This window comes from Kushneria sp. AK178 (genome assembly GCF_053903105.1).
The window spans coordinates 1,662,491-1,682,655 of record NZ_CP096381.1 but is presented as its reverse complement, the minus strand read 5'-3'; the positions used below and the strand labels follow the sequence as shown (position 1 = coordinate 1,682,655).

The 20,165-nt window shown below is 60.2% G+C and carries 19 protein-coding genes; 5 read left to right on the top strand and 14 right to left on the bottom strand.

Translation table 11 applies throughout. The features are described from left to right. Window positions 1–14 precede the first annotated feature (14 nt). The 3 genes from lpxK to M1D97_RS07510 form a co-directional block, all read right to left on the bottom strand. Window positions 15–998 (bottom strand): tetraacyldisaccharide 4'-kinase, encoded by a 984-nt coding sequence (gene lpxK / locus M1D97_RS07520; protein WP_456270110.1) that lies wholly within the window; start codon window positions 996–998, stop codon window positions 15–17. A 24-nt stretch (window positions 999–1,022) separates the two neighbouring features. After that, the gene (gene msbA, locus M1D97_RS07515; protein WP_456270109.1) at window positions 1,023–2,777 is read right to left on the bottom strand and encodes a lipid A export permease/ATP-binding protein MsbA; all 1,755 of its coding nucleotides are present in this window, start codon (window positions 2,775–2,777) and stop codon (window positions 1,023–1,025) included. 112 nt (window positions 2,778–2,889) lie between these two features. After that, window positions 2,890–5,184 carry a DNA internalization-related competence protein ComEC/Rec2 gene (locus M1D97_RS07510; RefSeq protein WP_456270108.1) on the bottom strand — a complete coding sequence of 765 codons (2,295 nt, stop codon included), beginning with the start codon at window positions 5,182–5,184 and terminating at the stop codon, window positions 2,890–2,892. An 85-nt stretch (window positions 5,185–5,269) separates the two neighbouring features. Between M1D97_RS07510 and M1D97_RS07505 the strand changes: the two genes are divergently transcribed. Together M1D97_RS07505 and M1D97_RS07500 are read left to right on the top strand one after the other, a co-directional pair. Further along, on the top strand, window positions 5,270–5,791 hold the full coding sequence (locus M1D97_RS07505) for a DUF2062 domain-containing protein (RefSeq protein ID WP_456270107.1): 522 nt from the start codon (window positions 5,270–5,272) through the stop codon (window positions 5,789–5,791). A gap of 77 nt (window positions 5,792–5,868) precedes the next feature. Beyond that, window positions 5,869–6,726 carry an SDR family NAD(P)-dependent oxidoreductase gene (locus tag M1D97_RS07500; protein WP_456270106.1) on the top strand — a complete coding sequence of 286 codons (858 nt, stop codon included), beginning with the start codon at window positions 5,869–5,871 and terminating at the stop codon, window positions 6,724–6,726. 84 nt (window positions 6,727–6,810) lie between these two features. Here M1D97_RS07500 and M1D97_RS07495 read toward each other — a convergent pair whose 3' ends face one another. Both M1D97_RS07495 and M1D97_RS07490 read right to left on the bottom strand, forming a co-directional pair. Continuing rightward, window positions 6,811–7,530 (bottom strand): ABC transporter ATP-binding protein, encoded by a 720-nt coding sequence (locus M1D97_RS07495; protein ID WP_456270105.1) that lies wholly within the window; start codon window positions 7,528–7,530, stop codon window positions 6,811–6,813. After that, window positions 7,523–8,764 carry a lipoprotein-releasing ABC transporter permease subunit gene (locus M1D97_RS07490; protein WP_456270104.1) on the bottom strand — a complete coding sequence of 414 codons (1,242 nt, stop codon included), beginning with the start codon at window positions 8,762–8,764 and terminating at the stop codon, window positions 7,523–7,525. Before M1D97_RS07490 ends, M1D97_RS07495 begins: the two co-directional genes overlap by 8 nt. Window positions 8,765–8,988: 224 nt before the next feature. On the opposite strand from M1D97_RS07490, the gene M1D97_RS07485 reads away from it, so the two are divergent. The 3 genes from M1D97_RS07485 (at window position 8,989) to M1D97_RS07475 (ending at window position 11,902) form a co-directional block, all read left to right on the top strand. Then, window positions 8,989–10,008: an agmatine deiminase family protein gene (locus M1D97_RS07485; RefSeq protein ID WP_456270103.1), complete on the top strand. Its 1,020-nt coding sequence runs from the start codon at window positions 8,989–8,991 to the stop codon at window positions 10,006–10,008. A 1-nt stretch (window position 10,009) separates the two neighbouring features. Then, window positions 10,010–10,909: a carbon-nitrogen hydrolase gene (locus M1D97_RS07480; RefSeq protein ID WP_456270102.1), complete on the top strand. Its 900-nt coding sequence runs from the start codon at window positions 10,010–10,012 to the stop codon at window positions 10,907–10,909. A 132-nt stretch (window positions 10,910–11,041) separates the two neighbouring features. After that, window positions 11,042–11,902 carry a DNA replication terminus site-binding protein gene (locus M1D97_RS07475; RefSeq protein WP_456270101.1) on the top strand — a complete coding sequence of 287 codons (861 nt, stop codon included), beginning with the start codon at window positions 11,042–11,044 and terminating at the stop codon, window positions 11,900–11,902. A gap of 6 nt (window positions 11,903–11,908) precedes the next feature. Here the strand turns inward: M1D97_RS07475 and M1D97_RS07470 are convergent, their stop codons facing one another. The 9 genes from M1D97_RS07470 to M1D97_RS07430 form a co-directional block, all read right to left on the bottom strand. Continuing rightward, complete coding sequence (locus M1D97_RS07470) at window positions 11,909–12,202, bottom strand: YrhK family protein (RefSeq protein ID WP_456270100.1); 294 nt, start codon at window positions 12,200–12,202, stop codon at window positions 11,909–11,911. Window positions 12,203–12,283: 81 nt separating this feature from the next. Then, window positions 12,284–13,675 (bottom strand): Si-specific NAD(P)(+) transhydrogenase, encoded by a 1,392-nt coding sequence (gene sthA / locus M1D97_RS07465; RefSeq protein WP_456270099.1) that lies wholly within the window; start codon window positions 13,673–13,675, stop codon window positions 12,284–12,286. Window positions 13,676–13,682: 7 nt separating this feature from the next. After that, entirely contained in the window at window positions 13,683–13,934 is a 252-nt protein-coding gene (gene nqrM, locus M1D97_RS07460; RefSeq protein WP_456270098.1) for a (Na+)-NQR maturation NqrM, read from the bottom strand. A 167-nt stretch (window positions 13,935–14,101) separates the two neighbouring features. Then, window positions 14,102–15,334 (bottom strand): NADH:ubiquinone reductase (Na(+)-transporting) subunit F, encoded by a 1,233-nt coding sequence (gene nqrF / locus M1D97_RS07455; protein WP_456270097.1) that lies wholly within the window; start codon window positions 15,332–15,334, stop codon window positions 14,102–14,104. 34 nt (window positions 15,335–15,368) lie between these two features. Continuing rightward, entirely contained in the window at window positions 15,369–15,989 is a 621-nt protein-coding gene (gene nqrE, locus M1D97_RS07450) for an NADH:ubiquinone reductase (Na(+)-transporting) subunit E (protein ID WP_456270096.1), read from the bottom strand. Beyond that, a complete protein-coding gene (locus M1D97_RS07445) occupies window positions 15,989–16,669 on the bottom strand; it encodes an NADH:ubiquinone reductase (Na(+)-transporting) subunit D (protein WP_456270095.1) in 681 nt (226 codons plus the stop codon). The genes nqrE and M1D97_RS07445 overlap by 1 nt, the downstream gene beginning before the upstream one ends. Window positions 16,670–16,671: 2 nt before the next feature. After that, window positions 16,672–17,460: a Na(+)-translocating NADH-quinone reductase subunit C gene (locus M1D97_RS07440; protein ID WP_456270190.1), complete on the bottom strand. Its 789-nt coding sequence runs from the start codon at window positions 17,458–17,460 to the stop codon at window positions 16,672–16,674. Beyond that, a complete protein-coding gene (locus tag M1D97_RS07435) occupies window positions 17,457–18,686 on the bottom strand; it encodes an NADH:ubiquinone reductase (Na(+)-transporting) subunit B (RefSeq protein ID WP_456270094.1) in 1,230 nt (409 codons plus the stop codon). The genes M1D97_RS07440 and M1D97_RS07435 overlap by 4 nt, the downstream gene beginning before the upstream one ends. Then, entirely contained in the window at window positions 18,686–20,041 is a 1,356-nt protein-coding gene (locus M1D97_RS07430) for a Na(+)-translocating NADH-quinone reductase subunit A (protein WP_456270093.1), read from the bottom strand. Before M1D97_RS07430 ends, M1D97_RS07435 begins: the two co-directional genes overlap by 1 nt. Window positions 20,042–20,165: the final 124 nt, after the last annotated feature.

Sequence of the window (20,165 nt, the reverse complement as noted above, 5' to 3'; positions counted from 1 at the left end):
GTCCTTCTCCTGCATCAGAGTGTTTCAAGACGCGCTGCCAGCCACTTGATCAGTGCTGGTTCAGGGCACGCCTCAATGTCCAGTGACCAGCACCGTTCGTTGGCAAAGGGGCGGCATTTGACAGCATCCTTGGCGGTCATCACGACCGGTCGATTATCGGCAAAGCGCACATCACCGGCCGAAAAGCGGTGATGATCCGGCAGCGGATGCTGATCGAACGCCACGCCCAGCGTCTCGAGCGTCTTGAAAAAACGCTGCGGATGACCGATACCGGCAATGGCGTGAACCCGTCCATTGAAAGGCCGGGCCTCGATACTATAGCAAACCCCATCGTTGAGATGACGCCAGGCACTGGGCACCAGCGACATGGCGTATTGCGCCGCAGCATCCGGTGTTTGCAGATCCCCGTTGGAGATCACGGCGTCCACCTCACAAAGCCGGGACAGCGGCTCCCGCAGCGGCCCCACCGGCAGACAGCGGCGGTTGCCAAAGCCTCGCATGCCATCCACCACCACCAGCTCGATATCCCGGCCGAGCGCATGGTGCTGCAGGCCATCATCGGACAGCAGGATATTACAGCCCGCCGCGATCAGCTTGCGCGCCGCTCGCGGCCGGTCCGGGTCGACCACGACGGGCAGCTGGGTCTGCTGTGCCAGCATGACGGGCTCATCACCGGCGTGCGCCACATCACTGTCTTCGCTGACATAGAAGGGGTAGCGCGGCGCATGCCCGCCATAGCCGCGCGAGATGATCCCGGGGTGCCAGCCCCGCGCCTGCAGCCAGCGACCGAGCCACGCCGTCAGCGGCGACTTGCCGGTGCCCCCTACCGTGATATTGCCGATGACGATCACCGGTACCGGCGACGCCCACGTTTCACGGCGACCGCTCCGGTAGGCCCGGCGCCGCTGTGCCACAACGCCCTTGTACAGCGCTTCCAGCGGTGTCAGCAGCCCCGGCCAGCGCGCCTCGCTGTACCAGGCCTTCTCCAGACACTTCATGGGCTCACGGCCCCCGGGAGACGCTTACACTGGCACATTGCTGCGCTCCTCGCTGAACTGAATGCGGTGCAGGGCCGCATAGGCCCCGTCCCTTGCCATCAGCGTGGCGTGATCGCCCGACTCGATGATTTCACCGTTATCCATGACCAGAATGCGATCGGCCTGCTCGATGGTCGACAGCCGATGCGCAATGACAAAGGTCGTACGGCCTTCACAGACCCGCTCAAGAGCCTGCTGGATGTAGCGCTCCGACTCCGTATCCAGCGCCGAGGTCGCCTCGTCCAGCACCAGGATGGGCGCATCCTTGAAGATGGCACGCGCAATGGCGATACGCTGGCGCTGCCCGCCGGAGAGCATGACGCCATTGTCGCCGACCAGGGTGTCATATCCCTGCGCCAGGCGCTCGATGAACTCGTCGGCATAGGCGGCCCGGGCAGCGGCCACTACCGCCTCGCGTGATGAGTTTTCGATCCCGTAGGCGATATTGTCGGCGACGGTGGCGTTGAACAGCGTGACATTCTGGGTGACCAGCGCAATCTGGCGACGCAGCGCCTGCATTGAATAGTCGCGAACGTCCACCTCATCGATGCAGATCCGCCCGTCCGTGGCATCATAAAACCGCGGCAGCATGTTCATCATGGTGCTCTTGCCGCTGCCCGAGCGACCGACCAGCGCAATCATTTCCCCCGGACATACCTCATGGCTGACGCCTTTGAGCACATCCGGCAGGTCGCTGCCGTAGCGAAAGCGAACCGCCTCGAAGCTGACCCGCCCCTGCACGCGACCCGGGTCGTGCGTGCCGTTGTCGGGCTCACGGGGCTTGTCCATCAGCCCGAACAGCTCCTGAGCCGCCGCCAGCCCCTTCTGAATGACGCCGTTGATTTCGGTCAGCGACTTGATGGGCTTGATGATCATGCTGGCCGCGGTAATGAAGCCGATGAACTGCCCCGGGGTCATGTTCCCCAACAGTTCGGGCGCCAGCGCCAGCCATACCAGCAGTGCCAGCGACACGGCCACCATCGTCTGAATGACCGGCGCGCTGATGGCCTTGGTCAGCGCCTCCTTCAGGCTCTGATCGCGGTTGTACTGACTCGCTCGATTAAAGCGCTCGTATTCATGCTGCTCGGCGCCGTGCGTTCGCACCACGCGATAGCCCGTGATGGTCTCGGAGGCCACATGGGTGACCTCCCCGACCGATTTCTGGATGCGTCGCGAGAGCTTGCGAAAACGCTTGCTGCACCAGGCCACCACGAAACCGATCAGCGGCGTGACCGCGATGAAGATCAGCATCAGTTTCCAGTTGACCCAGAACAGATAGATCGTCAGCCCCAGGACCAGCATGCCCTCCTGGAGCACGACATTGAGCGCCTTGGTGGCCGCCCCGGTAACCTGCTCCACGTGATAGGTCACGCGTGAAATCAGATGGCCGCCGCTGTTTTCATCGTAAAAGCGTCCCGGCAGATGCAGCATCTGATCAAAGACCGACACGCGCAGACGATGGACCACGTTGCGCGCTACGTACTCCATGCCGTAGGTGCCCAGAAAGGTACCAAAACCACGGGCAAGGAAGATGCCGATGATCATCAACGGCAGGGCCTGACGAAAATCGGCATCGGGATTTTGTATCCCGTCTGTCAGAAACTCCATGATGCGCGCCATGAGCGTACTGGACCCCGCATAGATGGCGTTACCGATCAGCGCGATCGCAAAGGCCTTCCAGAAGGGCTTTACATAGGTCAGCAGACGGGCATACAGCGTCAGACTGGCGTTTGACTTCACGGGCTCTCCTGCCTGGCCGATGGCGATAACGGGTCAACGTCCCGGAGCGCTGACAGCACGGCGCACGCTGATGTCCCGCTATCGATCATGATCGAAGACTGCCCCCGGGCAATCACCGGGCGGATTCTACCCCAGGTCGACACTGTTCGACACCGCTGACGCCCCGCGCGGATTCGATGCCGATACCGCTGTCGCTGCTGGTCACGGTAATGGCCCCATCAAAGGCGGTGTTCCACTGACAGCTGCCGGCATGGCGAAACCGCCTGACCACCCGGTCGGCAGGATGGCCGTAGGCGTTGAGATAGCCGGCGCTGTAGATCACTCGTGCCGGTTCGAGCAGATCGACCAGACGCGGCGAGGAGCTGCCATGACTGCCGTGATGACCGGCCACGAGCACATCGATGGGAAATTGATAATGCGCCACGATGCGGGCTTCAACCTCCCGGCCGGCATCGCCGGTGATCAGCAGCCGGTGACGGGCGGTTTCGATCAGCAGGACACAGGAGCGATCGTTCTCGGCCGCCGGCATGGTGGCCGTACTGCGCGGCCAGAGAAAGGTAAAGCTGACGCCATCACGTCGCCACGACGCCCCGGCGCGACAGGGCGTGACCCCTTTGACATCGATGGTATCAGGCAGCGGCGCCCACCAGTTTTCCACCTCGTGACGCGCCTTCAGCACGGGCACCCCACCGGCATGATCGGCATCCCCGTGCGACACGATGACACCCTCAAAGCGCTGCGGCTTTTCCCAGAGTGTGGTGATCGCCATGAATCCGGAGCGTGTGCGCGGCCCGCTGTCATAAAGCCAGCGACCGCTGGCCGTGCGGATATCGATCAACTGCCCCTGCCCGACATCGTGAACGGTCAGCGACAATTCACCACTTCCGAGAGTAGCGGCATTGCTGCCTCCCAGGCACAGCGACACCGCCATGAGACTTGCTACCCATCGCCATGAGCGGGCAAGCCCGGGCAGCAGCCATATCAAACAGATCAGAAATGCCATGACAGCGATGGGCCATAGCTGATCGGACGCAGGCTGCCACCGGGGTTGCCACTGTCTGACCAGCTCGAGGGCGGTCTCGAAGAGATGAGCGGTCCGGCCGAACAGCCACCAGAGCAGCTGCCCGGCACCCGGCAGGGGCGACAGCAGCCAGCCCAGCAGTGCCAGCGGCACCATGATCATGGAGACCCAGGGAATCGCGACCAGATTGATCAACAGCGACAGACTGGCCAGCTGTTCGAACAAGAGTAGCGTGGCCGCCCCGGTGGCCAGACTCAAAAGAACCTGACTGCGTACAACGGCATACCACCAGGTGGGCTTTTCGCGCCAGCGCCAGGCCAGGATCAACACGGCAACGGCGCCGAAGGAGAGCCAGAGCCCCGGACGCAGCAGTGACAGCGGTGCGGTCATGATCACGATCAGAAGCGCCAGCCACCACGCCTGCCATATGCCGGGCGCGTGACGACCGCTGGCAGTCCACAGGGCAACAAGCGTCATGATGGCGGCGCGCACGGCCGGCGGCGCCAGCCCCGAAAGGCCGGCATAGGCGATGGCGGCCAAGCCCGCCAGCGCCCAGGGCCAGGTCACCATGCGCCAGCGGCAGGGCTGAAACACCCGGGCCAGAAACCGGCCAAGCATCAGTACCCAGCCCGACACCAGCCCCACGTGAAGACCGGAAATGACCGCCAGATGCGTGGTACCGGTTTCCCTGAGCAGCGTCCACTGTGACGCCTCGAGCGCGCTACCCTCTCCCAGCGTCAGGGCCTGCAGCCAGCGTCGGGTAAAGTCATCGTCAACCTGTCGGTCAAGCCAGCGCTCGGTCAGCGCCGGGCCGCTGCCCGATTGAAGACGTTGTGCCCTGTCGGCATCACGCACGTAACCGGTCGCGCCGAACCCCTGATCGACAAGCCAGGCACCATAATCGAACCGCCCGGGATTGAGAAAACCGTGTGGCGGCTTCAGGCGCGCCGTCAGGTGCCACTGCTCTCCCGTTTCGAGCGCCGGCGGTCGATACCAGTCAAGGCGAACGTTTTTGACCCCGTCACAGCGCGGCAGCCCGGCCGCGCTCTGGCAGTCCGCGACCGCAAGGTTCATCCTTGCTCGCCCCTCCAGAGACTCCAGTGAGACAATATGACCGGTCAGCGTCATGTCCTGTCTGGCCAGGCCATCGGCCAGCGGCGCCGGCCACTGAACCAGCCCGTGATAGAGCGTGAGGGTCACAACCGCCGCCACAGCCAGCAGCAGTCGATGGTACAGCGCCGCACCCACCAGCCAGAGAAGCGCGAGCCCCCACAGCCACGTCTGCTGGGGAAGTCGTACCAGCAGCGCGCCAACAACGGCCCCGAGACACAGCAGCGGAAGACGTATACCTTTTGCACAATCAATCAGTTCACGACGAACAGGCACAAAGCGCTCATGAGATTCAGAAAGATTTTCCTAACCCACGGGGTTCAGGGATAATGACATCATCGTTCTGTCAGGACGCTGCCTGATGCTGCGCCGATTTATTCAACGTTATCTGCCGGACCCGGAGGCCATTCGGCGCCGAAAATCGCTTCGACTGATTCACCCATTGCTTGGCAACCCCGCGCTCTGGCTGGTCACGCGGCGAAGCATCGCCAATGGCATGTCCGTGGGGCTTTTCTGTGCGCTGCTCCCGATTCCCGGACAGATGCTGGTGGCGGCAATCGGGGCCTGGTGGCTGCGCGGTCACCTGCCGCTGGCGCTGGCGCTGGTCTGGCTGACCAACCCCCTGACCATGCCCGTGATCTTCTATGTCACCTATCGTGCCGGCGCCTGGATACTGCAGACGCCGCCCCGCGCGCTGCCCGATGAAGTCAGCGTCAGCTGGTTTGCCAATCAGCTGGTCGACATGATGCCGTCCCTGATCATCGGGTCACTGGCCTGTGCCCTGGTTATCGGCATTGTGGCCAACATCTTGACGCGCCTGTGCTGGCGCTGGCATGTCCTGCGCATCTGGCGCAAGCGTCGTCAGCAACGACGCCATCGCTGAGCGTCTCCTCTGCCACCAGTGCCTGCCTGGCGGCACAACGCCCCACATCCATGTTTATCCCTGACGATTTTTAAACTATGTTAATTCTGCCTGAGGTTCAGGCACATTTATCCAGTATCGACAGGGAAGCCGACACCATGGATCTGGGAATTACCGATCGCGTTGCCATTATTACCGGCGCCAGTGCCGGGCTGGGATTCGCCACGGCGAAGGAGCTGGCCAATGAAGGCGTAAGGCTTGTGCTGTCCGATATGGACATCGAGCAGCTTGAAAGGGATGCGGCAGCGCTCGAGACGCAGGTCATCTGTTACAAGGCCGACATGACCCGGCAGGAGGATGCCGATGCACTGGCCCGCGCGGCCATCGAGCATTTCGGCACCATCGATATCGTGGTCCACACGGCCGGCATTACCGGCGCCAAGGGCCATCCTCTCGAGATGAAGGATGAGGACTACGCTGATACCTGGCAGATCAATTTCATGTCCGCCGTGCGAATGGCACGCGCCACTTTCCCCACCATGCGCGACAAGGGCTGGGGGCGTTTTGTCTGCATTACCTCCGAAAACGCCGTGCAGCCCTACTGGGATGAAGCTGTTTACAACGTCTCCAAGGCGGCGCTGGCCACCTTCGTCAAGAATCTGGCCTATGGCGAGGCGGAAAACGGCATTCTCTGCAACACGGTCTCCCCCGCCTTCATCGAATCCCCCATGACCGATGGCATGATGGAAAAGCGCGCCGGCGAGCATCAGTGCTCCTTCGATGATGCGGTATCCAGCTTTCTGAGCGAGTGCCGCCCGGGCATTACGTTAAAGCGTCGCGGCCAGCCCGAAGAAGTCGCTGCCGCCATTGCGCTGGCGGTGTCCGAACGCGGGTCGTTTATCAGCGGATCCAACATCCGTGTCGACGGCGGCGCAGTGATGTCCGTTCAGAACTGACCTCCGCCTGAAACGGCTTGCCGCCGGATTAAAAAAGGCCCGCCAGCAGTGCTGGCGGGCCTTTTTCATGGCCATCGGATACTGTCAGCTCGCGACATCGGGGGCCAGACGCCCCTTGTCCAGACGCAGAACCCGATCCTGATGACGGGCGATCGCCATGTCATGAGTGACCACTACAAAAGCACTGCGGGAGCGCTCGGCGACTTCGTCCATCAGATCCAGAATCTGACGCGCCGTGATCTGATCCAGGTTGCCGGTAGGCTCATCCATCAACACCAGGCTGGGGTCTGTCACCAGCGCCCGCGCGATGGCCACACGCTGGCGCTCACCGCCGGACAGCTCGCCCGGCTTGTGCTCTCCCCGGGGCGACATGCCGACCCGTTCCAGCAGCGTATTGGCCTTCCGGGCCGCCTCGCTGCGGCTCTGCCCGCGAATAATCAACGGCATGGAGACATTCTCCAGCGCCGTGAACTCCGCCAGCAGATGGTGAAACTGATAGACAAAGCCGATGTGCTGGTTGCGAAACTTGCCGATGGCGGCCTCGGAAAGCCCCTTGATGGAGCGACCGCCGATCAGGATATCGCCCTGCGTCGGACGATCCAGCCCGCCCAGCAGATTGAGCAGCGTCGTCTTGCCGCTGCCGGAGCTGCCAACCACCGCAATCCGCTCGCCGGCGGCAACCGTCAGATCGAGACGATCGAGGACGGTCAGATCCTGCGGGCCTTCCTGATAGACGCGGGTCACCCCCCGGCACGCCAGCATGTCGTCGCGCTCTTGTACGTTCGCATCGTATTGACTACTCATAGCGCAGCACCTCGGCCGGTTGTACCCGCGCGGCTCGCCACGCCGGATAGAGGGTCGACAGAAAACTCAACAGCAGAGCCACACCGGTGACAACGAAGACATCCGAGAACTCGAGGCGCGACGGCAGATAGCTGATGAAATAGACGCTGGGATCCAGAAACTGAATGCCAAAGGCCGACTCGACCCAGCTGATGATGTCGGCAATCGATAGCGCCAGACCGATGCCGGCGAGCACCCCCAGCACAATGCCGATAATGCCGATGGTAATGCCCTGCACCATGAAAATGCCCATGATGGACCCGGGCGTTGCCCCCAGCGTGCGCAGAATGGCGATATCGGCATGCTTGTCGGTGACCACCATGACCAGCGTCGAGACGATATTGAACGCCGCCACGGCCACGATCACCATCAACAGCAGCCCGATCATGCGCTTTTCCATCTGAATGGCCTGGAACAGGTTGCCCTGGGTATAGGTCCAGTCGATCCCCCGATAGCCGGGCGGCATTGAATTGATGATGTCACGGGTGACGCTGTGGGCCTGAAAGAGATCATCGAGTTCGAGCCGCACGCCCTGGGCCTCACCGGACTGTCTCGCCAGGGTCTTCATGTCGCCGAGACTCGTGTAGGCGAGATTGCTGTCAAGCTGCGCGCCCACCTGAAAAATGCCGGAGACCGTGAAACGCTTCAAACGCGGAAAGACACCGCCCGGCGTAATGGAAGCCTCGGGCACCAGCAGGGTCACGCTGTCTCCGAGCCCCACCCCCAGGTTTCTGGCCAGGCCGCTGCCGAGCACGACATTCCACTCCCCCTGCTGGAGAGAAGATAACGCCCCGCCCACCATGTGGTTACCGATGATGGAGACCTCCTCTTCGGCTTCCGGCAGGATACCCTCGATCATGGCGCCCTGTGTCTGGCCGTTGGAAGAGAACATGCCCTGCTGCTCGATATAGGGTGCCGCACCGACCACATGCTCATGTCGCTGTAGCTTTTCCGCCAGCGCCCGCCAGTCATTGACGCCATTTTGCGCCTCGATGCGGGTGTGGGGGACCATGCCCAGCACGCGGGTTCTCAATTCATGGTCAAAGCCGTTCATGACGGACAACACCAGAATCAACACTGCCACACCCAGCGTCAGACCGAGCATCGAGGTCAGCGAGATAAAGGAGATGAAATGGTTGCGCCGCTTGGCTCGCGTATAGCGAAGCCCGATCAGGAAGGGAATTCGATCAAGCATTATTGGCCTGGGATCCAGTGACAGGAGGTGCCATGGTACGGACTTTTGGACCGGGGCGCATCAGGCGTCGCCTTAATCGCTGTCGGTGGTAAAATGCAGCACCAGGCCATATGTCAGGCCCCGAAGATGCCTGACCCATCGATCGAGCGGATAATACTGTTGCCATGAACCAGGGCCCTTCACACCGTCAGTTTTTACCCGAATGGACACCCCAGCAGGCCGTCATGCTCAGCTGGCCCGGTCGTGACAGCGACTGGGCGTCGCTGCTGGCGGCCATCGAAACTACCTTCATTACCCTGATCGAGGTGATTGCCCGCTACCAGCACGTGCTTGTTACCCTGCCGGATGACGCGACCCGTCAGCGTCTGGCCGCGACGCTGGCCCATCTCGGCATCGCCGATGACCGACTGTCGCTGATCATTGCCCCGAGTGACGACACCTGGGCCCGCGACCATGGCCCGCTGACCGTCATGGACAACGGCCGCCCGCTGCTGCTTGACTATCGATTTACCGGCTGGGGCGGCAAGTTTCCGGCCGAACGCGACAACGCGCTGAACCGCGCACTGGCCGAGCAGGCCATTTTCATGCCCGAACTTCGGGACATGCAATCTCTGGTGCTGGAGGGCGGCGGCATCGACACGGATGGTCAGGGCACCCTGCTGACCACCCGCAGCTGTCTGTTGAATCCCAACCGTAACCCGCATCTCGACCAGATCGCCGTCGAGGCGCATCTTCGGGAGAGTCTGGGTATCGAGCGCGTGCTCTGGCTTGAAAACGGTCATCTGGAAGGTGACGATACCGACAGCCATATCGATACGCTGGCACGCTTTTGCGATGAGCAGACCATTGCCTATGTGCGCTGCGACGATCCGCGGGATCCACACTTTGACGCCCTGAGCGCCATGGAGCGGGAACTGAAGGCCTTTCGCCGCGCCGATGGTCAGCCCTATCGGCTGATTGCCCTGCCCTGGCCCGGCGCCTGTCGCGACCCGGAGGATGGCCATCGCCTGCCGGCGACCTATGCCAACTTTTTGATTATCAACGGCGCGGTCCTGATGCCAAGCTATGCCGACCCGGCTGATGTCACCGCCCTGAAGGCGCTGTCGGAAGCCTTCCCCGAGCGCGATATCATTCCCATCGATTGCCGCCAGGTCATCCGACAGCACGGCAGCCTGCACTGCCTGACCATGCAGCTGCCTGCAGGTACGTTAAAAGCGACCAAAAACCGAGGCGCGGAGAAATAACATGATGGATAGCATTCAAGTCGGTGTCGTTCAGCAACAGGCCTGGAACGACAAGCAACGAAGCCTCGCCGAGAGCGAGCGCGGCATTCGCGCCCTGGCCCGTCGCGGCGCGCGCCTTGTTCTGCTTCAGGAACTGCACGCCACGCGCTATTTCTGTCAGTGCGAGGATACCGACGTCTTTGATCTGGCCGAGCCACTGGAGGGCCCGACCACACAGCGGCTGGCCGAACTCGCCGGCGAGCTCGGGATCGTGATCGTGGGCTCCATTTTCGAACGCCGCGCGCCGGGGATTTATCACAATACGGCCGTGGTGCTGGATACCGATCAGGGCCTGGTCGGCACCTATCGCAAGATGCACATTCCGGATGACCCGGGCTTTTACGAGAAGTTCTATTTCACCCCCGGTGACGCCGGCCGGGGCAAGGGGTTTACGCCCGTCGACACCTCGGTCGGCCGCCTGGGGGTGCTGGTCTGCTGGGATCAGTGGTATCCCGAAGCCGCCCGCCTGATGGCGCTGGCCGGTGCCGATATGCTGCTCTATCCCACGGCCATCGGCTGGGACCCGAGCGATGAGCCCGATGAAAAGCAGCGTCAGAAGGATGCCTGGACGCTGATCCAGCGTTCGCACGCCGTGGCCAACGGCATCCCGGTACTGGCCGCCAATCGGGTCGGCCATGAAGAGGATCCCGGTCGGGTGGGAAATGGCATTGACTTCTGGGGTGGCAGCTTTATTGCCGGCGCCCAGGGCGAGATTCTGGCGCTTGCCGGCGAAGGCACCGAGGAACTTCTGGTCACGCTGTCACCGGCACGCAGTGAACAGGTACGACGCATCTGGCCCTATCTGCGCGACCGCCGTATCGACGCCTACGGCGACATCACGGAACGCTACCTGGACCGCTGAGCCGGCCCCCCTGACCCTCGGCATCTGCCGGTCATGACATGACGGGAGATGCCGATTGCTTTACAGGGGTTGCCCTGTTTCAGCAAGTGACACAAGATAACGGTATATTCCAAAACGGGGATGGAAACGGCCATGTCGCTGCAGTATCAACTGATGGCAGAACTGGAAAAGGCCTTTGATGATCTGGTAGAGGCCACACAGGCCCTGATGGCCACCGCAAGGCAGCAGCCGCCGGCGATGTGGCGCTTTGATGGTGAGGCCGATCTGGACTGGCTGATGCAGGCCCTGACCGACTACTGGTATCAGGATGGCCAGGATGGACGCACAACGCGCGATCATGTTGGTGTGGTGGTCGCCGATGAGACGCTGCTCGAACACGTCTGCGAAGTGAATCGCTGCAAGGACAGTTTTGCCCGACAGCTGAGCGTTGCCCGACAGCAGCACCCTTCGATGGTGGCCGAACTCAAGGCCACGCTTCCCTTTCGCCATCCCGTACTGCATGACCATCTCAAGGGCAGCGGCATGGCGCGCCTGCATCTCAAGCAGTGCTGGCGGCGCATCCCGATCGCGGACGCGCCGGTGTCACGCATTCGTCTCGCCTGGTATGCGAGCGGTCGATCCATCAAGCGCATGAGCGTCGCTGACGTGGAAGCCAAACTGGCCCGGCTGAACAATGAAGCCGCTCACGTTCAGATTCAGTACCAGCTGCTGGCATCGCTTCCCGATGGGGAGATGCTGGCCCAGGTTCAGACGCAGGCCCCGCTGATGCGAGCCAATGTCTTCTTTCGCGAGCCGCTGGAAGACGGCCACACACGTCGCGCCATGAATGTCGCCCTCCCACTGTTCGTACCGGCGCCGGATAACCGTCTGCCGCAGATCAATCAGCCCGCCCCTCAACCGCCCGAAAAACGCTCGCGCGCGCTGCGTGGGGACTCGAAAATCGAAAGCGAGCCCTTTATTCCCAGTCTGCGCATTCACCGCTATCGGCGCTGAAGGCCTTTAAAAATCGCTGTCGGGTGATGGCAACTGCCTGAGGTGCAGATGCCTGCTCAGGCGAATAAGAGGTCGAATCAGCATCTGGGCACTACCGGCCACAAAAAGCCAGGTGCCGAGTATCATTAGCGATGAATAGAAAAAGCAGAAACTGCCCGCCAGAAACCAGATACCGATCAGCACATCGTTGATGATGCTGACGACTTCATAGCGACGATGAATGACAAGCGCGTGATGATCGAAATGAAGCGTCAGATCCTGCGTATGCCGCTCACCTGAACGCCCCCTGGTTCCAGACATGACCATGACCTCCCGGCAGTAATGTTGAAACAACAACGCCGGCTCGGGGCCGGCGCTATCGCCTGCATGGCACCTGCTGCCCTAATGCAGCCGGTTGAGACCGTTATGTGCTGCGATCCGGTACGCTTCTGCCATGGTCGGATAATTAAAGGTGGTATTGACGAAATACGCCAGCGTATTGGATTCACCGGGCTGGTTCATGATCGCCTGCCCAATGTGCAGTATCTCGGACGCTTGATCGCCAAAGCAGTGAATACCGTAGATCTCGAGCGTTCGCGGATTGAACAGGATCTTGAGCATGCCCACCGTGTCGCCGGTAATCTGGGCACGCGCCGTATCCTTGAAAAACGCCTGCCCGACTTCATACGGCGTTCGCGCCTGCGTCAGTTCCCGCTCGGTCTTGCCCAGCGAGCTGATCTCGGGAATGGTATAGATGCCGGTAGGGATGTCATCAACAAAGCGTGACGCCCTGCTCAGTGCATCACCGGACGCCGATCGCCCTTGGTCATAAGCGGCACTGGCAAGGCTTGGCCAGCCAATGACATCGCCGGCGGCATAAATATGTTCAACCCGGGTCCGATACTGCGTATCGACCTGCAGCTGCCCACGCGAGTTGGCTTCAAGCCCGGTATTTTCAAGTTTGAGGGTGTCGGTATTGCCGGTACGACCGTTGGCCCACATGAAGGCATCGGCACGCATTTTCTTGCCTGACTTGAGATGCAGGGTCACGCCGGATTCATCGCCCTCGACACGGGAATACTCCTCATTGTGACGAATCTGTACTCCGTTATTGCGCAGGTGATAGGACAGCGCGTCGCTGATTTCATCATCCAGAAATGACAGCAGCCGGTCACGAGTGTCGATCAGATCGACCTTGACGCCCAGATTGGAAAAGATCGACGCGTATTCGCAGCCGATCACACCAGCACCGTAGATCATGATGCGTCGAGGCGTATGCGACAGCCCCAGGATCGTATCGGAGCAGTAGATGCGCGGGTGCCGGAAATTGACATCGGAAGGTCGATAGGGGCGCGAGCCGGTAGCCACCACGATGTTATCGGCCACCAGCGACTCTCTGGCGCCATGGCCATCGGCTACATGGATGGTGTGAGGATCGGCAAAGGAGGCAGTACCAAAAAAGACATCGATGCGATTGCGCGCGTAGAAGCGTGTCCGCATGGCGACCTGGTTCTCGATCACCCGACGGGAGCGCTCGAGCATGCGGGGAAAGGAGACCCAGCGAGGCTCGCCCAGATCCCGGAACATGGGATTATTGTTGAACTGCACGACCTGCTTGACCGCATGTCGCAGCGTCTTGGATGGAATCGTGCCCTTGTGGGTACAGTTTCCACCTACTGCCGACTGCAGTTCGACAATGGCAACCCGCTTGTCGTGTTTGGCGGCATTGACGGCAGCGCTTTCGCCTGCCGGCCCGGCGCCCAGCACCACGACATCATATTGATAGGTCGGCATGACTTGTTCAGGCCCCCGGCTTGCGGGTGGCATCAAAAGCCAGTTCGGGCCTGGGCGCCGTCAGCAGCAGCTTCTCCTTGCGCTGCTGCTCTTCACAGACCTCATCCTTGCCGCCACAGATATCGCAGCCCTGCTTGAGCCCCAGATTGTTGAGGCCACCGCACGAACCACTGATGGGCTTGCGCCCCAGCAAAACGCCGACTGACATGGCGCCCACGATAAGCAGCATGACCGCCAGAACCATTAACCATAACAGCATGGATCGCTCCTGTTCATTATCAACCTTCATCAACCGATGACCGGTCATTGCTCGCTATTTTAACCACCCTGCCCCTGCAAGTACCAACATCGGCAGCACAATGCCTTTAATGGCTCTCAAACAAAAACGGCATCGGGAGTACCGATGCCGTCAAGGGAAGCGCTGAATCAGCCGCCAAAATCATCAAGCAGAATGTTTTCCGGTTCGACACCCAGGTCCATGAGCATCTTGATCACCGAGGCATTCATCATCGGCGGCCCGCACATATAATACTCACAGTCTTCGGGGGCGGGATGATCCTTCAGGTATTTTTCATATAAAACGTTATGAATAAACCCTGTATCACCGTTCCAGTTATCCTCGGGCTGCGGATCGGATAGCGCCAGGTGCCACTCAAAGTTGGGGTTTTCTTCCTGCAGCCGATCATACTCGTCGTTATAAAACGACTCGCGAACCGAGCGGGCACCATACCAGAAGGAGATCTTGCGATCGGTCTGCAGGCGCTTGAGCTGATCGAAAATGTGGCTGCGCATCGGCGCCATGCCTGCGCCGCCGCCAATAAAGATCATCTCGGCGTCGGTTTCCTTGGCAAAGAACTCCCCGAACGGGCCGTACACCGTCACCTTGTCCCCCGGCTTGAGGCTGAATACCCAGCTGGACATGAGCCCCGGCGGGTGACCGCCGTTGGGCGGTGGCGTGGCGATACGAATATTGAACTTGAGAATCCCCTTCTCTTCCGGATAGTTGGCCATCGAGTAGGCGCGAATCACCGGCTCGGTCGTTTTGGCCTTCAGATCAAAAAAACCGAACCGGTCCCAGTCGCCCCGATACTCTTCGGCAACGTCGAAGTCGCTGAAGTCGAGATCGTAGGGCGGTGCCTCGAGCTGCATATAGCCACCGGCACGGAAGGCCACGTCCTCGCCTTCCGGCAGGCGCAGCGTCAGTTCCTTGATGAAGGTGGCCACATTGTCGTTGTCAACAACGGTGCACTCCCATTTCTTGACGCCGAACACATCCTCGGGCACCTCGATTTTCATGTCCTGCTTGACCGGTACCTGACAGGAGAGACGCCACCCTTCCTTCTTTTCACCCATGGTGAAATGGCTCTCTTCGGTGGCCAGAATCGATCCACCACCCTCCTGCACGCGGCACTTGCACTGGGCACAAGAGCCCCCGCCGCCGCAGGCGGAAGACAGGAAAATGCCCTGACCGGCCAGAGTCTGCAACAGTTTGCCCCCGGCCTGGGTCTTGATGGTGCTTTCCGGATCGCCATTGATTTCGATGGTTACCTCACCGCTGCTGACCAACCGGCTGCGGGCGGTAAGGATAATGGCCACCAGGCCCAGAATAATCAGCGTGAACATGGCCACGCCAACGACAATGACAGAGATATCTACCATGACTCGTTTCCTTGCTCAGTCGATGATCCGCCGCTTACAGCTGAACGCCGGAAAACGACATGAAGCCCAGTGACATCAGACCCACCGTCAAAAAGGTAATGCCCAGACCCTGAAGTCCGGCCGGCACGTCGCTGTACTTGAGTTTTTCACGAATGCCGGCCAGTGCCGCAATGGCCAGCGCCCAGCCAAACCCGGCACCCAGGCCATAAATCACCGATTCGCCAAAGGCATAGTCGCGCTGCACCATGAAAAGCGCCGCCCCCAGGATGGCACAGTTCACCGTGATCAGTGGCAGGTAGACGCCGAGGGCGTTGTAGAGCGCCGGCACAAACTTGTCGAGAAACATCTCGAGGATCTGCACGATGGCTGCGATCACACCGATGTAGCTCAAAAGCCCCAGAAAGGAGAGATCAATGTTTTCGGCGCCTTCGATCCCGGTCCATGACAGGGCACCGGCCTTGAGCAGATAATTGAGGATCAGATTATTGGCCGGCACCGTAATGGTCAGCACCACAATGACCGCCACACCCAGACCGATGGCCGATGAGACCTTCTTGGATACCGCCAGAAAGGTGCACATGCCCAGAAAGAAGGCCAGCGCCATGTTCTCGACAAATACGGCCTTGATAAACAGGCTAAGGTAATGTTCGAACATTACACACTCCCTTCTGCAGTTCGAGGCTTGGTATTGGTAGTGATCCTGAACTCATTGCTTTCAACCTGCTCCGGATTGAAGCTTCTGATGGCCCAGATCAGCAGACCGATCACAAAAAATGCCGACGGTGGCAGCAGCATCAGACCGTTGGGTAGATACCAGCCGCCTTCGTTGACCGTCTGCAGGATGGTAATGCCGAAAACGGAGCCCGAACCCAAAAGTTCGCGGAAAAATCCGACCGCCAACAGGATAAAGGTGTAACCCAATCCGTTGCCGACGCCGTCCAGAAAGCTCAGCCCGGGGCCATTCTGCATGGCATAGGCTTCAGCACGCCCCATGACGATGCAGTTGGTAATGATCAGGCCCACAAAGACCGACAACTGCTTGGAAAGATCGTAGGCGAACGCTCTTAGAAGCTGATCCACCACGATAACCAGCGACGCGATAATGGTCATCTGGATGATGATACGAATCGACGACGGCATGTGATGACGGATCAGCGAGACAAACATGTTCGAGAATGCCGTGACCGCAATGACCGCCAGCCCCATGACCAGCGAGGTGCTCATGGAGTTGGTCACCGCCAGTGCACTACAGATTCCCAGAATCTGCAGGGCAATGGGGTTATTCTGAAAAATGGGAGTTATCAGCAGACCTCTGGCCGTATCGGTTTTTGCCATGATCAAGCTCCTTGTGAAGTGTCACGAAAGCGTGCCAGGTAGTTGGCAAAGCCTTCGTCGCCCATCCAGAACTGCAGCAGGTTGGTGACCCCGGTGCTGGTCAGGGTGGCGCCGGAAAGCGCATCCACCTTGTGCTCGGCCTCGGGCGTGTTGCTGCCAACGCCGCCCTTGACCAGACGAATGGCGGGATCGTTGCTGCCTTCAGGGTAGATTTCCTTGCCGGGCCAGAGCGATTTCCAGCGCGGGTTGTCAACCTCGCCACCCAGTCCGGGTGTTTCGCCCTGCTCATAGAACGAGAGACCGACCACCGTATTGCCATCACCTTCAAGTGCCAGATAGCCCAGCATCAGTGACCATAGTCCCTGCCCACGTACCGGCAGAATGATCTCATCGGGATTATCCGGGTCACCGACCAGATAGATTGTCGCGTAATTTTCGACGCGACCGCCAAGTCCTGCCACATCCTGGCTGCCGCTCAGGGTTCTCGACATGGCCGGATCCTGAGTCGAGGCGATCTGATTAAAGCGATCAGGGTCGATATCCTCAACGTATTCGCCGCTGCGCAGATCCACGACGCGCTGGGTGATCTCGCCAAACTGCTGCTCGACGCTCTGTCCGGGTTCCAGCAGATTGGCGACCTGCAAGATGTTGGTCTTGCGGTCAAGCTCCTGATTCTGCTGCTGGGTGGGCCTGAGCGCCACGGCGGCCGTGGAGACGACCACGGAGCAGACCACGCACAGTGACAGTGCCACAGTCAGCGTTTTCTTGATCGAATCATTACTGGCCATCAGGCAACCTCCTTATCCCTTGACGGCATGAGACGCTTCTGCCGCCGTTTGATATTGGCCTGAACGATAAAGTGGTCGATCAGCGGTGCGAAAAGGTTGGCGAACAGGATCGCCAGCATGATGCCTTCAGGAAACGCAGGGTTGGCGACCCTGATCAGCACCGTCATGAAGCCGATCAATCCACCGAAAATCAGCTTGCCGGTATTGGTCATCGAAGCCGATACGGGATCGGTTGCCATAAAGATCATGCCGAAGGCGAAACCGCCGATGACCAGATGCCAGTACCATGGCACTGCAAACATCGGATTGGTATCGGAACCGATCAGGTTGAAAAGCGTCGCCGTGGCGACCATTCCCAGGAAAACCCCCAGGATGATGCGCCATGAGGCCACCCGGGTCCAGACCATGACCAGACCGCCCAGCAGAATCAGCAGGGTGGAGGTTTCACCGATACTGCCCTGAATGAACCCGAAAAAGGCGTTGAGCCAGGGCGTTTGTGCCATCAGCTGATCCATCCCGCCCTGCGCGGCCGTCGACAGGGCCGTCGCGCCGGTATAGCCATCCGCGGGCACCCATACCGAGTCGCCCGACAGCTGCGCCGGATAGGCAAAATAGAGAAAGGCGCGCCCGGTCAGTGCCGGGTTGAGGAAGTTCTTGCCAGTGCCTCCGAAAACCTCCTTGCCAATGACCACACCGAAGGTAATGCCCAGCGCGACCTGCCACAGCGGGACAGTGGCCGGCAGAATCAGGGCAAACAGCACGGAAGTTACAAAAAAGCCCTCGTTGACCTCATGACCGCGACGGATGGCGAACAGGACTTCCCAGAAGCCACCGACCACGAAGGTGACGGCATAAATGGGGATAAACCAGGTGGCCCCCAGCACGAAGTTGGCCCAGATGCTGCTCGGGTCATGCCCCCCCGCCAGTGCCATGACGATGGCTTCCCGCCACCCCTGCAGGATGCCGTAGTCGTTGGCAATCGCCACGTTGGCCTGAAGGCCGGCGTTGTACATGCCAAAGAACATGGCCGGGAAGGTGCACATCCAGACCGTGATCATGATGCGCTTGAGGTCGATACCGTCACGAACGTGAGCCGTGGACCCGGTTACATGCCCCGGCGCATAAAAGATCGTGTCGACCGCTTCGTACAGCGCGTAAAAGCGCTGATACTTTCCGCCCTCATGAAAATGGGGCTCGATATTATCCAGAAAACGACGAATCCCCATCATCAGACCTCTTTCTCGATCGTTGTCAGATTGTCGCGCAGGATTGGACCATACTCATACTTGCCCGGGCAGACGTAGGTACAAAGTGCCAGATCCTCTTCATCGAGTTCCAGACAACCCAGCTGCATGGCCACTTCAATGTCGCCGACGATCAGCGAACGCAAAAGCTGGGTCGGCAGAATGTCCAGCGGCATGACCTGTTCATAGGAGCCGATCGGCACCATGGCGCGCTCGGAGCCATTGGTATTGGTATTGGGTCGGAAAGAGGCCGGCCGCGTCAGACGCGACAGATAGATGCCGGTAGCAGAGTGCCGGTCCAGACCCAGCGACAGCCAGCCGAAAAGCGCCCGCTTGCGCCCTTCATCAATCAGGGATACCTGAAGATGGTAACGCCCCAGATAGGCCGTGCTCTCTTTTGCAATACTGCCCCCAAACACCGATCCCGAAATAACACGCACGTCGCGATCGTTGGCCACTTCCCCGGCAAGCAGCTCATCAAGGCTCGCACCAAGACGGGTACGTACCAGACGCGGCCTCGTGGCCGCCGGTCCGCCCAGCGCCACCACACGGCGCGTATCCAGTCGGCCTTCGGTAAAGAGTGTGCCGATGGCCATGACATCCTGATAGTTCAGATGCCATACCTGACGGCTGATCCCTACCGGCGACAGATAATGGATATGAGTGCCGGCAAGCCCTGCCGGATGAGGACCGGAAAAGCGCTCGTGGCTGACCCCCTCCAGGTCACCACCGGCAACGTCGGCATCAGGCGCCGTACATAGATAGACCTGCCCCTGCGTCAGGCGCCGGATGACTCTGAGACCGTTGACGAAATCCTCGCGGCGCTCCTGGATGACGGGTGCTGGATCAGCACTCAGAGGGTGCGTATCGATGGCCGTGACAAAGATATTGAGCGGCTGCTCGGACACCGACGGTACGCGGGAAAAGGGACGCTTCCTGAAGCCGGTCCAGAGCCCCGAAGCGACCAGCTGATCGACCACCGTCTGACGTTCCAGCGTATCGAGACGGCCGGCATCGTAACGTTCAAAGGTCGGAGTCGGGGCCTCGCTTTTGTCATCAATGCGAATGACCACCGACAGAAGACGGCGTTTCTCACCACGGTTGATGGCTACTACTTCACCGGCAGCAGGCGCCACATAGCTGACACCTTCGGTTTTCTTGTCAGTGAACAGTACCTGACCAAGCGATACCCGATCTCCCTCACGGACTTCCATGGTTGGCCGCATGCCAATGTAGTCAGGGCCAAGAACAGCCACATGCTTCACCGGCTGACCATCTTCGATGGTCTGGGAAGGTGAACCCGCGATGGGGAGATCCAGGCCTCGTTTGACTTCGATCATAGTCTCGCCCAGTAGTCGAATCTGATGCTGTCATGCAGGGTTTGATAACCGTTTGACGCAAGCTATTGATAGCAACCGTTATTACCGGTGATCCCCTTGGGTGATGATCAATCAGATGAGATGT

Coding starts and splice junctions, on each gene's coding strand:
- lpxK (WP_456270110.1), bottom strand. CDS start 998: ATGAAGTGTCTGGAGAAGGCCTGGTACAGCGAGGCGCGCTGGCCGGGG.
- M1D97_RS07505 (WP_456270107.1), top strand. CDS start 5,270: ATGCTGCGCCGATTTATTCAACGTTATCTGCCGGACCCGGAGGCCATT.
- M1D97_RS07500 (WP_456270106.1), top strand. CDS start 5,869: ATGTTAATTCTGCCTGAGGTTCAGGCACATTTATCCAGTATCGACAGG.
- M1D97_RS07495 (WP_456270105.1), bottom strand. CDS start 7,530: ATGAGTAGTCAATACGATGCGAACGTACAAGAGCGCGACGACATGCTG.
- M1D97_RS07490 (WP_456270104.1), bottom strand. CDS start 8,764: ATGCTTGATCGAATTCCCTTCCTGATCGGGCTTCGCTATACGCGAGCC.
- M1D97_RS07485 (WP_456270103.1), top strand. CDS start 8,989: ATGCTCAGCTGGCCCGGTCGTGACAGCGACTGGGCGTCGCTGCTGGCG.
- M1D97_RS07480 (WP_456270102.1), top strand. CDS start 10,010: ATGATGGATAGCATTCAAGTCGGTGTCGTTCAGCAACAGGCCTGGAAC.
- M1D97_RS07475 (WP_456270101.1), top strand. CDS start 11,042: ATGTCGCTGCAGTATCAACTGATGGCAGAACTGGAAAAGGCCTTTGAT.
- M1D97_RS07470 (WP_456270100.1), bottom strand. CDS start 12,202: ATGTCTGGAACCAGGGGGCGTTCAGGTGAGCGGCATACGCAGGATCTG.
- sthA (WP_456270099.1), bottom strand. CDS start 13,675: ATGCCGACCTATCAATATGATGTCGTGGTGCTGGGCGCCGGGCCGGCA.
- nqrM (WP_456270098.1), bottom strand. CDS start 13,934: ATGCTGTTATGGTTAATGGTTCTGGCGGTCATGCTGCTTATCGTGGGC.
- nqrF (WP_456270097.1), bottom strand. CDS start 15,334: ATGGTAGATATCTCTGTCATTGTCGTTGGCGTGGCCATGTTCACGCTG.
- nqrE (WP_456270096.1), bottom strand. CDS start 15,989: ATGTTCGAACATTACCTTAGCCTGTTTATCAAGGCCGTATTTGTCGAG.
- M1D97_RS07445 (WP_456270095.1), bottom strand. CDS start 16,669: ATGGCAAAAACCGATACGGCCAGAGGTCTGCTGATAACTCCCATTTTT.
- M1D97_RS07435 (WP_456270094.1), bottom strand. CDS start 18,686: ATGATGGGGATTCGTCGTTTTCTGGATAATATCGAGCCCCATTTTCAT.
- M1D97_RS07430 (WP_456270093.1), bottom strand. CDS start 20,041: ATGATCGAAGTCAAACGAGGCCTGGATCTCCCCATCGCGGGTTCACCT.